The organism is Pseudomonas sp. NFR02, assembly GCF_900119375.1.
In the GTDB taxonomy this organism is placed as follows: Bacteria; Pseudomonadota; Gammaproteobacteria; order Pseudomonadales; family Pseudomonadaceae; genus Aquipseudomonas; species Aquipseudomonas paracarnis.
The window spans coordinates 58,819-71,825 of record NZ_FPJJ01000007.1 but is presented as its reverse complement, the minus strand read 5'-3'; the positions used below and the strand labels follow the sequence as shown (position 1 = coordinate 71,825).

Sequence of the window (13,007 nt, the reverse complement as noted above, 5' to 3'; positions counted from 1 at the left end):
AAGGCGCGCCATTTAGAAGGCGCGCCCGGCGCATCAGACGGCGAAGAGCAGGAATTCCCGCTCCCACGAACTGATCACGCGCTTGAAGTTTTCATGCTCGGCCCGCTTGACCGCGACGTAGCCCGTGATGAATTTTTGCCCCAGGTATTTCTCGATGGTCTTGCTGTTTTCCATGCGTTCCAGAGCGTCTTCGATGGTCAACGGCAGGCGCAGGTTGCGCCGCTCATAACCACGGCCCACCACCGGCGCGCTCGGGTTATGGCCTTCGACCATGCCGATGTAGCCGCACAACAGGCTGGCGGCAATCGCCAGATACGGGTTGGCGTCGGCGCCCGGCAGGCGGTTTTCCACGCGGCGGTTCTGCGGGCCGGCATCCGGTACGCGCAGGCCGACGGTGCGGTTTTCTTCGCCCCATTCCACATTCACCGGCGCCGAGGTATCGGGCAGGAAGCGGCGGAACGAGTTCACGTTGGGGGCGAATAAAGGCAGCAATTCAGGGATGAACTTCTGCAGGCCGCCGATGTGGTTGAGGAACAGCTGGCTCATGGTCCCGTCTTCATTGGAGAAGACGTTCTTGCCGGTGGCAATGTCGATGATGCTCTGGTGCAGGTGCATCGCGCTGCCGGGCTCGCCGGTCATGGGCTTGGCCATGAAGGTGGCGGCCACGTCGTGCTTGAGCGCGGCTTCACGCATGGTGCGCTTGAACACCAGGATCTGGTCGGCCAGGGACAGGGCATCGCCGTGACGGAAGTTGATTTCCATCTGCGCGGTGCCGTCCTCGTGGATCAGGGTGTCGAGGTCCAGCTCCTGCAGTTCGCACCAGTCGTAGACGTCTTCAAACAGCGGGTCGAATTCGTTGGCTGCTTCTATAGAAAAGGACTGGCGACCGGTTTCCGGGCGGCCGGAGCGGCCAATCGGCGGTTGCAGCGGGAAGTCCGGGTCTTCGCAGCGCTTGGTCAGGTAGAACTCCATCTCCGGCGCCACGATGGGCTGCCAGCCGCGGTCGGAGTAGAGTTTGAGGACTTTCTTGAGCACGTTGCGCGGCGACAGCTCGATCGGGTTGCCTTGCTTGTCGTAGGTGTCGTGGATCACCTGGGCGGTCGGTTCGATGGCCCAGGGCACCAGGAATACCGCGTTCTGGTCGGGGCGGCAGATCATGTCGATGTCGGCCGGGTCGAGCAATTCGTAATAGATGTCGTCTTCGACATAGTCGCCGGTCACGGTCTGCAACAGAACGCTCTCGGGCAGGCGCATGCCTTTTTCGGCAATGAACTTGTTGGTCGGCGAGATCTTGCCTCGGGTAATACCGGTGAGGTCGCCAATCATGCATTCGACTTCTGTGATCTTGTGGTCTTTCAACCAATCGGTGAGCTGGTCGAGGTTGTTACTCATAAATGCCTCTGGGCTGGGTTTCCTGGCATCCATTAAAGGCCAGGCGTTGGTTGACGCAGCATCCGCGTCGTTTTTTCATTCAGGGTAGGAGCTTACCTGCCATTTGCCCGCAGGTTGCATTCCTCAGGCCAAAGTTGTGCGCAATTATGATCGGCACGGCGGATGAGGGTCGCTCAGTGGCGTCGGAGATGGCAAAAAGGAGATCGGCCGGGCCGTCAAGAATATTGGCCGGTGCCTGGGCATTCACACGGGGCGAACGAGCTGCGGACAAAGCCTGGCTGGAGCAGGCGCAGACGCCGATTGGCGGCAGGTGAAACATGAAGCACCCCGGTATTATTGCTGTTATGGGTTTGAATCGAGCTTAGCCTTGTTCATTTTTTTACACAACACCCCCGTAAAAAATCCTACACGGCCCGCTCAAGCCTGCAGGTCCCAAGCCCCTAAAACCCAAAAAACCGCCCCAAAACCCCGCAAAAAAGGCTCCATGGCGCTTTTTTAGGGCAAAAAATGCCTCGCTTGACTTCGGCAAGCCGTTCGGGTTGACTGAAACCAGAAAAGATCAATGATTGATATTTTTAACAACAAAGGTGTTGCATCATGTCGGTACCCCCGCGTGCCGTTCAGCTTAACGAAGCGAACGCGTTCCTTAAGGATCATCCTGAGGTTCTGTACGTAGACCTTCTAATTGCGGATATGAATGGTGTGGTGCGCGGTAAGCGCATCGAACGCACCAGCCTCCACAAGGTTTACGAGAAGGGCATTAACCTGCCTGCCTCTTTATTTGCCCTGGATATCAACGGCTCTACGGTGGAAAGCACCGGCCTGGGCCTGGACATCGGTGATGCTGACCGAATCTGTTATCCAATCCCCGACACCCTGTGCAATGAACCCTGGCAAAAGCGCCCTACCGCGCAACTGCTGATGACCATGCACGAACTTGAAGGTGAACCTTTCTTCGCCGATCCGCGCGAAGTGCTCCGCCAAGTTGTTACCAAGTTTGACGACCTCGGTCTGACCATCTGCGCCGCCTTCGAGCTTGAGTTCTACCTGATCGACCAGGAGAACGTGAACGGCCGGCCACAACCGCCCCGCTCACCGATCTCCGGCAAACGCCCGCACTCGACACAGGTCTACCTGATCGACGACCTCGACGAATACGTCGACTGCCTCCAGGACATTCTGGAAGGTGCCAAGGAGCAAGGCATCCCGGCGGACGCCATCGTCAAGGAAAGTGCCCCGGCGCAGTTCGAAGTGAACCTGCACCACGTTGCCGACCCGATCAAGGCCTGCGATTACGCGGTACTGCTCAAGCGCCTGATCAAGAACATCGCCTATGACCATGAGATGGACACCACCTTCATGGCCAAGCCTTACCCAGGCCAGGCAGGCAACGGTTTGCACGTGCACATCTCCATTCTGGACAAGGACGGCAAGAACATCTTTGCCAGCGAGGATCCCGAGCAGAACGCCGCATTGCGTCACGCGATCGGCGGTGTGCTGGAGACCCTGCCCGCCCAGATGGCGTTCCTGTGCCCCAACGTCAACTCCTACCGTCGTTTCGGCGCACAGTTCTACGTGCCGAACTCGCCGTGCTGGGGCCTGGATAACCGCACCGTGGCGATTCGCGTACCCACCGGCTCGTCCGAGGCCGTGCGTATCGAACACCGTGTGGCTGGCGCCGATGCCAACCCTTACCTGCTGATGGCCTCGGTATTGGCGGGCGTGCACCACGGCCTGACCAACAAGATCGAGCCGAACGCTCCGGTGGAAGGCAACAGCTACGAGCAGAACGAGCAGAGCCTGCCGAACAACCTGCGCGATGCACTGCGTGAGTTGGACGACAGCGAGGTAATGGCCAAGTACATCGATCCTAAATACATCGATATCTTCGTCGCCTGTAAGGAAAGTGAGCTGGAGGAGTTTGAACACTCCATCTCCGACCTTGAGTACAACTGGTACCTGCATACCGTGTAAGCGGTTGCTGCAATAAAAGAACGCCGCTGATTTTGGTCAGTGGCGTTTTTTTATGGGTTTCTACCGGTAGACCGAGTTGGCCTCTTCGCGAGCAAGCCCACACAGGGGTCGGGTTTCAACTTTGGAATGCAGTTAAATGTGGGAGCGGGCTTGCTCGCGAAGGCGGCCTGGCAGACAACACACCTTCCTGCTCATACAATGCCCGCTGCCTTGTAGGAGACATCCATGACCACCCGCCCCGCCACTGTTCGCAAACCCCGCGCCCGCAGCCAGGCCCGGATCGATGCGATCCTCGACGCCGCCCGCACCTTGCTGGCCGCCGAAGGTGTGGCCAGTTTGTCGATCTACAGCGTGGCCGAACGGGCACAGATTCCACCGTCATCGGTGTACCACTTTTTCGCCAGTGTGCCGGCGTTGCTGGAGGCGTTGACCGCTGACGTTCACGCAGCCTTTCGCGCCGCCATCCAGGCACCCATCGAGCATGAATCGCTCAAGCATTGGCGCGACCTGTCCTACATCGTTGAACAACGCATGCTCAGCATCTACAGCAACGATGCCGCGGCGCGCCAGTTGATCCTCGCTCAGCACGGGTTGACCGAAGTGACCCAGGCCGATCGCCAGCATGATCTGGAATTGGGCGACTTGATGCTGGCGGTGTTCAATCGCCACTTTGAAGTGCCCACGCTACCGAGCGATGTGGACGTGTTTGCCCTGGCATTGGAGTTGAGCGACCGCGTGTACGCGCGGTCGGTGCATCAGCATGGGCTGATTACGCCGCGCATGGCGGAGGAAGGCATGCGGGTGTTTGACGCGTATGTGGGGCTTTATTTGCCGGCCTATCTGCCCAAGCGCTGATCGTTCCCACGCTCTGCGTGGGAATACATCCCGTGGCGCTCTGCGTCACCTTTGGCACAGCGGGACGCGGAGCGCCCCAGGCGGCATTCCCACGCAGAGCGTGGGAACGATCAGTGGCGTTATCACAACTTGGCAATCGACACCTCAGTGGATTTCACAAAGGCAATCACTTCACTGCCGATCACCAGCTCCAACTCCTTGACCGAACGGGTGGTGATCACCGAGGTGACAATGCCGGACGCAGTCTGCACGTCAATTTCCGACAGCACGTCGCCAACCACGATTTCCTTGATGGTGCCTTTGAACTGGTTACGCACGTTGATGGCTTTAATAGTCATGGTGTTTTTCCTGTGTGAGTTATTGAGCCCAACGCAATTGCGTCGGCAGCGGTGAAACAGGTTCGGGTTCCGGTGGGGAACCGGGTAGCGACAGCACGCGGTTGAGCACTTCGGCTTCCAGCGCGGCCAAGCGATGTGAGCCACGGGCCCGTGGGCGTGGCAGGTCGATGTTCAGGTCGAGGCCGATTTCGCCGTTTTCAATCAGAATCACGCGGTCGGCAATCGCCACGGCTTCGCTGACGTCGTGGGTCACCAGCAACACCGTGAAACCGTGCTTGCGCCACAGGTTTTCGATCAGTTGCTGCATCTCGATGCGGGTCAGGGCATCCAGTGCGCCCAGCGGCTCATCGAGCAGCAACAGGCGCGGCTGGTGGATCAACGCCCGGGCGAGTGCCACGCGCTGTTTCTGGCCACCGGACAACGCCGCCGGCCATTCATTGGCGCGCTCGGCCAGGCCAACCGCTTCCAGCGCATCCAGCGCTTTGGGCCGCCAGTCGCCCTTGAGGCCCAGGCCGACGTTATCGATGATCTTTTTCCAGGGCAGCAAACGCGCTTCCTGGAACATCAACCGTGTATCTTCAATCGCTTCGTGCAGTGGCGCGGAGCCGGCCAGCAGCTCGCCGCCACTGGCTTTGTCCAGCCCCGCCAACAGGCGCAGCAAGGTACTTTTGCCGCAACCGCTGCGGCCGACCACAGCCACGAACTGCCCCGCGGGAATATGCAGGTCGATCTCTTTGAGCACTTCGCGGGTACCAAAGGCCTTGCGCAATTTGCGCACCGCCAGTGGGATACCCTTCAACAGACGCGGAGGTTGTTGGGCCGTCATGCTGCACCTCCTTTGACTTGATACGCCGGGTGCCAGCGCAGCCACACACGTTCCAGCCCACGGGCTGCCAGGTCGGCCAGCTTGCCGAGGATGGCGTACATGACGATGGCCAGCACCACCACGTCGGTTTGCAGGAATTCACGGGCATTCATCGCCAGGTAACCGATGCCGGAACTTGCCGAGATAGTTTCCGCCACGATCAGCGTCAGCCACATGAAGCCCAGGGCGAAGCGCACCCCCACCAGGATCGACGGCAGCGCGCCCGGCAGAATCACTTGCCAGAACAGGCTGAAACCGGACAAGCCATAGCTGCGCGACATTTCCACCAGTGCCGGGTCGACATTGCGGATGCCGTGGTAAGTGTTCAGGTAGATCGGGAACAAGGTACCCAGGGCCACCAGGAAAATTTTCGCGGTCTCATCAATGCCGAACCACAGGATCACCAGCGGAATCAGCGCCAGGTGCGGCACGTTGCGGATCATCTGCACGGAGCTGTCGAGCAAGCGCTCGCCCCACTTCGACAAGCCGGTGATAAAGCCCAGGGCCAGACCGATGCTGCCTCCGATCACAAAGCCCAGGCCGGCGCGCCAGCCGCTGATGGCCAGGTGCGTCCAGATTTCGCCGCTGACCACCAGGTTCACCCCGGCTTCGATCACTGCGCTCGGCGCTGGCAGAATGCGCGTCGACAACCAACCCGCCGACACCGACAACTGCCACACCGCCAGCAATAAGATCGGCAGCACCCAGGGCGCCACGCGATGGCTGATTTTTTCTAAGTCCATAACGGCGCCTCAGCTCTGTGACGCAGCTTTGGGAAGGATGTCGTTGGCCACCATCTCGCCAAACGGACTGACGTAGCCGGCGCTTTTTGGCAGCTCGGAACGTTCGATATCCAGGTGCGGGAACAACAGCTCGGCGACCCGATACGACTCTTCCAGGTGTGGATAACCGGAGAAGATAAAGGTATCGATACCCAGGTCCGCGTACTCCTTGACCCGCGCCGCAACCGTGGGGCCATCGCCCACCAGCGCCGTCCCTGCGCCGCCACGTACCAAGCCGACGCCGGCCCACAGGTTGGGGCTGACTTCCAGGTTGTCACGGCTACCACCATGCAAGGCTGCCATGCGTTGCTGGCCCACCGAATCGAAGCGCGTCAAGGACGCCTGGGCGCGGGCGATGGTCTCGTCGTCCAGGTGGGAGATCAGTTTGTCGGCGGCTTTCCAGGCTTCGTCGTTGGTTTCGCGCACGATCACATGCAAGCGAATGCCAAAGCGCACCGTGCGTCCCAGTTTTGCAGCCTTGGCGCGTACCTGCGCGATCTTTTCCGCAACGGCTGCCGGCGGCTCGCCCCAGGTCAGCACCATCTCCACCTGTTCGGCCGCCAAGTCCTGGGCGGCCTCGGAGGAACCGCCGAAATACAGCGGCGGGCGTGGCTGCTGGATCGGTGGGTAGAGCAATTTGGCGCCTTTGACGCTGATGTGCTCGCCGTCGTAGTCCACGGTCTCGCCTTCCAGCACACGGCGCCAGATGCGGGTGAATTCCACCGACGCCTGGTAGCGCTCTTCATGGCTCAAGAACAATCCGTCGCCAGCCAGTTCTTCCGGATCGCCACCGGTGACCAGGTTGAACAGCGCACGGCCACCAGACAGGCGATCCAGGGTCGCGGCCTGACGCGCGGCCACGGTCGGGGAGATGATCCCAGGGCGCAGGGCAACCAGGAATTTCAAGCGCTGGGTCACGGGGATCAGCGAGGCGGCCACCAACCACGAGTCTTCGCAAGAGCGGCCCGTAGGGATCAACACCCCGCCGAAACCCAGGCGGTCGGCAGCCTGGGCCACTTGTTGCAGGTAACCGTGGTCGACAGCGCGGGCGCCTTCGGCGGTGCCAAGGTAATGACCGTCGCCGTGGGTGGGCAGGAACCAGAAAATATTGAGGCTCATGGAGTTGTCTCCTGAATGAAGTCGGATTACGGCGCTTTGGCAACCGCGGCGGGTGGCGTCCAGATCACGTCCTTGATGCTCAAGGGCTTGGGGATCAATTTGAGTTGGTAGAAGGTGTCTGCGATTTTCTGCTGGGCGGCGACCACTTCCGGGGTCAGGAACAGCGCGCCGTAGCCCTGGCGTTTCACCGATGTGAGGGTGATATCTGCCGGCAGGCCGAGCAGTGGGGCGACCTGCTCAGTCACTTCCTGCGGGTTGGCCTTGGACCATTCGCCTACCGCACGCACCTCTTCCACCAACGCCTTGATCACTTGCGGGTGCTGTTCGGCGTAGGGTTTGGTGGCTAGGTAAAACTGATGGTTGTCGGCAATTGCGGTGCCGTCTCGCAGGGTGCGCGCTTGCAGTTGCTTCTCGGCGGCGGCCTGGTACGGGTCCCAGATTACCCAGGCGTCCACGCTGCCACGCTCGAATGCGGCACGGGCATCGGCGGGGGGCAGGAACACGGTCTTTACGTCGGTGTAGTTGAGGCCGGCATCTTCCAGGGCACGCACCAGCAGGTAGTGCACGTTGGAGCCTTTGTTGAGCACGACCTTTTTACCCTTGAGCTCGGCCACCGATTTGATCGGCGAGTCCTTGGGCACCAGGATCGCTTCGCTGGTAGGCGCGGGTGGTTCGTAGGCGACGTAGAGCAGATCGGCGCCAGCCGCCTGGGCAAACACCGGTGGGGTTTCGCCGGTAACGCCGAAGTCGATGGAGCCGACGTTCAGGCCCTCGAGCAATTGCGGGCCACCGGGGAACTCGGTCCACTGCACCTGCACGCCTTGGTCGGCCAGGCGTTTTTCCAGGGTGCCCTTGGCCTTGAGCAGCACCAGGGTGCCGTACTTCTGATAACCGATCCGCAAGGTCTCGGCGGCTTGGGCTTGAACGATGGCGCCGAAGGACACAGCCGCAGCAAAGAGTGCGACCAGACCACGACGCAAGATGACAGTGCGCATGGCGCTCTCTCCAACTGTGCGATTAGGGTTTTGGCTGCACCTGCTTGGCCGTTGTCGGCTGAGTAAGGTGAGGGTTTCCAGCTTTTCGGGGTGAGGCTCAGATGCTCCAGCGAGCACTCAACAAACGTTCATTCAATACGTCAGGGTCCAAAGGTTTTGGCCGTCGCGCCATGGCGCTGTAGAGCTGCTCCAGGGCTTCGTGCAGACGCTGTTCAAGTACCGGCACCAGTTGCGCCTGAACACTGCCTTCGCCATAGGCGATCTGGCTGTCTTCGGCAAAAATACCGTGGAGCAATTCCTGCGCCTTGAGGGCCGACAGCACCGGCTTCAGGGCGTAGTCCACCGCCAGCATGTGGGCGATGCTGCCGCCGGTCGCCATCGGCAGCACCACCTTATGGGCCAGCGCACGCTCCGGCAGCAGGTCCAGTACGGTTTTCAACGCCCCGGAAAACGACGCCTTGTACACCGGCGTGGCGATCACCAGCCCGTCAGCATTGGCGACTTGTTGCAGCAGGTCGATGACCTTGGGGCTGTCGAAGCGTGCGTGCAGCAAGTCTTCAGCCGGGAAGTCCCGTACCTGGTAACTCACCACTTCCACGCCCTGCTGTTGCAGCCACTGACGGGTTTTATCCAGCAAGACCCCAGAGCGGGAACGCTGGCTGGGACTGCCTCCAAGTGTTACGACCAGCATGCAGGAGATTCCTTGAGCAAGTGTCGGCGGTTCGCTGTGCGGCGATGGCGCCAAGATGGGATAGACCTTATCAGCAGATTTATATATCTATAAATCTTATTTATTCATTTGTTTATTCCATAAATACATAAGCGTTTAACCAATCGCCAGGCGAAAAAAAAGGCCGTCGAAACGGCCTGAAAACCCCTGCTGTGTGAGACGGTTTGCAACTTGAAGCCTGTGCTGTTCATGAGGCCGCCATCGCGGGCAAGCCCGGCTCCCACAGGGGAATGCGGTCAACTGTGGGAGCCGGGTTTGCCCGCGCTGGCGATATCAGCCTTAACGATTGGGTTGTGGGGTAAGACGCAGGTACGGCTTCACCGCGCGATAGCCCTTGGGAAAGCGTTTCTTGATCTCTTCCTCGTCCTTGAGTGACGGCACGATCACCACTTCATCCCCATCCTGCCAGTTGGCCGGCGTCGCCACCTTGTGGTTGTCGGTCAGTTGCAGCGAGTCGATCACCCGCAGGATTTCATGGAAGTTACGCCCGGTACTGGCCGGGTAGGTGATGGTCAGGCGGATCTTCTTGTTCGGGTCGATCACGAACAAGGAGCGCACGGTGAGGGTATCGCTGGCATTTGGGTGGATCAGGTCGTAGAGGTCCGAGACCGTGCGGTCGGCGTCGGCCAGGATCGGGAAGTTGACCACGGTGTTCTGGGTCTCGTTGATGTCTTCGATCCACTTGTGGTGCGAGTCCACCGGGTCTACCGACAGGGCGATGGCCTTGACCCCACGTTTGGCGAATTCATCCTTGAGCTTGGCGGTGAAACCCAGTTCGGTGGTGCACACCGGCGTGAAGTCCGCCGGGTGGGAAAACAGCACACCCCAGCTGTCGCCCAGCCATTCGTGGAAGCGAATCTTGCCGGCGCTGGAATCCTGTTCGAAGTCGGGGGCGATGTCGCCCAGTCTTAGGCTCATGGTATGGCTCCTGGTGAGTGCTTATGGAGCCCACTGTGCATGGATTTTTGCTGATTTAAAAAGAATAAATATCGATTTATCTAGACGATAAAGGAATATTAAAAATCAGTTCATTGGACTTGGGAACGGCCTGAGGCCAACATCGCCTTCAAGGTTCGAGAAGGCCTTGAGACGCTGCAAAAAAGAGGGATTCAGGAAGGGCTTGCGGGGGTTGAGCCCGACTTGAACAGCAAGACACCTTGCCCGGCATTGCGCCGGGCAAGGTTTTACAGTCTTACAACAGCGGGATCGAGTAGCTGACGATCAAGCGGTTTTCGTCCTGGTTACGCGCGTTGGCGATGTCGCTGCGCCACATAGCGTTTTTCCACGCCACGCCGACGTTTTTCAGCGGACCTTCCGGTACGACGTAGGCAACAGTGAGGTCACGTTCCCACTCGGACTGGCCGGTGAACTCGGTACGGTTGCTGGCGACGGTGTCGATATGATCACCTTTCAGGTAAACCACACCGGCGGTCAGGCCAGGCACGCCGACTTTGGCGAAGTCGTAGGAGTAGCGAGCTTGCCAGGTACGCTCGCCGGCACGGGCGAACTTCTGGATCTGCATGTCGGTGGTGATGTAAGCCGACGAGCCGTCACCCTGGTTCAGCCAAGGGAAGTCGCTGCTGCCGTTGCTGACCTGGTAACCGCCACCGAAGGTGTGGCCGGCAACCGAGTACAGGAACAGGCCGCTGTACAGGTTGTTGTCGACTTTGCCACGGCCGGAGTTCACGCCGCTGTAGTTGCCCGTCGAGAAGTAAGCGGACTGGTTGCCGTTGTTACCATCGTCGGAGCTGTTGAAGTAGCGCAGGTCAGACTTCAGCACGCCTGGACCAATGGCCCAGTTGTGGGTCAGGCCCAGGAAGTGTTGCTTGTAGAAATCTTCCAGGTTGCCGTAGTAGTACTGGGCGGTCAGATCCTTGGTGATCTTGTAGTCGCCACCGGCGTAGTAGAACTTGTTGCTCGAACGCCAGTTCACACCACGGCTGTTGGCGCCGGAGATGGACAGGCTTTCGTTGTTGCTGGAGTTACGGCCCTTGGCTTTTTCGATCTGGCCGGCGACCAGGGTCAGATCCTTGATGTCGCTGGAGGTGATCTGGCCACCCTGGAAGGTCTGCGGCAGCATACGACCATCGTTGGTGACGATGACCGGCAGCTTGGGCTGCAAGGTACCCAGCTTCAGTTCGGTCTGGGAGATCTTGGCCTTGGCGGTCAGGCCCAGGCTCGAGTAGTTATCAACGGCTTCGCCATTGGACTTGCTCGGGAAGATCGTGCCGCCGTAAGAGCTGGCAGTCGCACCGTTGGTGCCGCCGCCGGAATCCAGGCGAACACCCAACAGGCCGATAGCGTCGAGACCGAAGCCAACAGTGCCTTGGGTGTAACCGGAGATGAAACGCAGATCGAAGCCTTGGCCCCATTCTTCGTTCTTGCTCGGGTTGGCCGTGCCTTCGCGGTTATCGGTGTTGATGTAGAAGTTACGCAGGCCCAGTGTGGCCTTGCTGTCTTCGATGAAACCGGCAGCGCCTGCTTGCTGGGCGATTGCGCCCAACGTTACAGCCACAGCCAAGGTGGACTTCTTCATGTACCGCTCCTCTCATTTCTAATTTTTGTATTTCTTTGGTCTCGGGTCTGACGCCCTCGATCCACAGATGCGCGATTAGCGCCAGATAGTGACCACCAAGTCAATCGTAACCTTGTGTGTCTACTACCTTCGTCTAATCGCAGTTGATTTGGTCCCTGCAGGGTAATGAGTTTTTCATACACCCAAAAAGAATTATTTCATTCTTTTTCATACGATCCAGGAATAAGACTTTCCGTGAAGCTGGTCGGTCAGGATAGACGCGCCGCTCCATAAGCTAATTCCTAAAGGGTATTTACTGGTGCTTTTTTAGATCGATTAGTGTTGCCGTACGGTTGCATACGTCACTCACGATCAAAAAGGCGACGCCATCATGGCCAAACGCACATCCTCCCGTCAATTTGTTACAGTTTTTGTATCGCTATTACTTTCTTTGGGTGTCAACGCCGCCGACCTGACGGTGGGCTACCAGACCGGCATCGATCCCAGCAAGGTTCCCCAGGCCGACGGCCTGTACGAAAAAGCCATCGGCGAAAAAATCGCCTGGCGCCGCTTCAACAGCGGGCCAGAGGTAGTCACGGCCATCGCTTCCGGTGATGTACAAATCGGCAACCTCGGCTCCAGCCCGCTCGCGGCGGCGGCCTCGCGCAACCTGCCGATTGTGGCGTTTATCGTATCGGCACAGATCAACGCTTCTGAAGCCCTGGTGGTGCGCAACGGCAGTGGGATCGACACCCCCCAGGACTTGATTGGTAAAACCATCGCCACGCCCTTCGTCTCCACCTCCCATTACAGCCTGCTCGGCGCGCTGAAACACTGGGGGCTGGACACCAAACAAGTCAAAGTGGTGAACCTGCAACCGGCCGAAATCGCCGCCGCCTGGAAGCGTGGCGATATTGATGGGGCTTTTGTGTGGTCACCGGCCCTGGGCGAAATCCGCAAGACCGGAAAAACCCTGACAGACGCGGCGCAGGTGGGCCAATGGGGCGCACCGACGTTTGAGGTGTGGGTGGCGCGCAAGGATTTTGCGCAAAAACATCCTGACGTAGTGGCCAAGTTCGCCAAAGTTACCCTGGATGCCTTTGCCGACTATGCCGCCCACAAAGACAGCTGGACGGTGGATTCCGAGCGAGTGCAGAAAATCGCCAAATTGACAGGTTCAAATGCCGACGACATTCCGGAACTGTTGGCCGGTACGACGTTTCCGGATGCGCAGGCACAGCAAACCGCTGCGCTGCTCAAGGGCGGCACGGCGAAGGCGATTGAGGAAACGGCGAAGTTCCTGAAGGAACAGGGGAAGGTAGAGACGGTGCTGCCGGATTATTCGGCCTATGTGACCGACAAATTCATCCCACAATAAATACAGTCTTTGGTGGGAGCTGGCTTGCCCGCGATACCAGCAACTCGGTCCTGCAGTTAAACCG

Annotated in this window: 12 protein-coding genes; 3 read left to right on the top strand and 9 right to left on the bottom strand. The window is 59.3% G+C overall.

Features of this window, described 5'->3' with window-relative positions; genetic code table 11:
- Positions 1-33: 33 nt before the first annotated feature.
- A complete protein-coding gene (locus BT199_RS20220; RefSeq protein ID WP_003195249.1) occupies positions 34-1,392 on the bottom strand; it encodes a glutamine synthetase family protein in 1,359 nt (452 codons plus the stop codon).
- Between the two features lie 597 nt (positions 1,393-1,989).
- Here BT199_RS20220 and BT199_RS20210 point away from each other — a divergent pair.
- Positions 1,990-3,366: a glutamine synthetase family protein gene (locus BT199_RS20210; protein ID WP_072435352.1), complete on the top strand. Its 1,377-nt coding sequence runs from the start codon at positions 1,990-1,992 to the stop codon at positions 3,364-3,366.
- A gap of 225 nt (positions 3,367-3,591) precedes the next feature.
- Positions 3,592-4,221: a TetR/AcrR family transcriptional regulator gene (locus BT199_RS20205; protein ID WP_019817784.1), complete on the top strand. Its 630-nt coding sequence runs from the start codon at positions 3,592-3,594 to the stop codon at positions 4,219-4,221.
- A 122-nt stretch (positions 4,222-4,343) separates the two neighbouring features.
- Here the strand turns inward: BT199_RS20205 and BT199_RS20200 are convergent, their stop codons facing one another.
- The 8 genes from BT199_RS20200 to BT199_RS20165 form a co-directional block, all read right to left on the bottom strand.
- Positions 4,344-4,559, bottom strand: coding sequence for a TOBE domain-containing protein (locus tag BT199_RS20200; RefSeq protein ID WP_003176783.1), 216 nt, complete (start codon positions 4,557-4,559; stop codon positions 4,344-4,346).
- Positions 4,560-4,578: 19 nt separating this feature from the next.
- Positions 4,579-5,385, bottom strand: a complete 807-nt coding sequence (ssuB, locus tag BT199_RS20195; RefSeq protein WP_032902254.1) for an aliphatic sulfonates ABC transporter ATP-binding protein — start codon at positions 5,383-5,385, stop codon at positions 4,579-4,581.
- Complete coding sequence (gene ssuC / locus BT199_RS20190; RefSeq protein WP_003195258.1) at positions 5,382-6,167, bottom strand: aliphatic sulfonate ABC transporter permease SsuC; 786 nt, start codon at positions 6,165-6,167, stop codon at positions 5,382-5,384. The genes ssuB and ssuC overlap by 4 nt, the downstream gene beginning before the upstream one ends.
- Positions 6,168-6,176: 9 nt before the next feature.
- Positions 6,177-7,325, bottom strand: a complete 1,149-nt coding sequence (ssuD, locus tag BT199_RS20185) for an FMNH2-dependent alkanesulfonate monooxygenase (RefSeq protein WP_072435351.1) — start codon at positions 7,323-7,325, stop codon at positions 6,177-6,179.
- 26 nt (positions 7,326-7,351) lie between these two features.
- Entirely contained in the window at positions 7,352-8,320 is a 969-nt protein-coding gene (locus BT199_RS20180; protein ID WP_014720391.1) for a sulfonate ABC transporter substrate-binding protein, read from the bottom strand.
- A 97-nt stretch (positions 8,321-8,417) separates the two neighbouring features.
- The gene (gene ssuE, locus BT199_RS20175; protein ID WP_014720392.1) at positions 8,418-9,011 is read right to left on the bottom strand and encodes an NADPH-dependent FMN reductase; all 594 of its coding nucleotides are present in this window, start codon (positions 9,009-9,011) and stop codon (positions 8,418-8,420) included.
- Positions 9,012-9,329: 318 nt separating this feature from the next.
- Positions 9,330-9,968 carry a peroxiredoxin gene (locus BT199_RS20170; RefSeq protein WP_072435350.1) on the bottom strand — a complete coding sequence of 213 codons (639 nt, stop codon included), beginning with the start codon at positions 9,966-9,968 and terminating at the stop codon, positions 9,330-9,332.
- Positions 9,969-10,242: 274 nt separating this feature from the next.
- On the bottom strand, positions 10,243-11,586 hold the full coding sequence (locus BT199_RS20165; protein WP_072435349.1) for an OprD family porin: 1,344 nt from the start codon (positions 11,584-11,586) through the stop codon (positions 10,243-10,245).
- Positions 11,587-11,956: 370 nt separating this feature from the next.
- Here BT199_RS20165 and tauA point away from each other — a divergent pair, with 370 nt between their 5' ends.
- Entirely contained in the window at positions 11,957-12,943 is a 987-nt protein-coding gene (gene tauA, locus BT199_RS20160; protein WP_072435348.1) for a taurine ABC transporter substrate-binding protein, read from the top strand.
- Positions 12,944-13,007 lie beyond the last annotated feature (64 nt).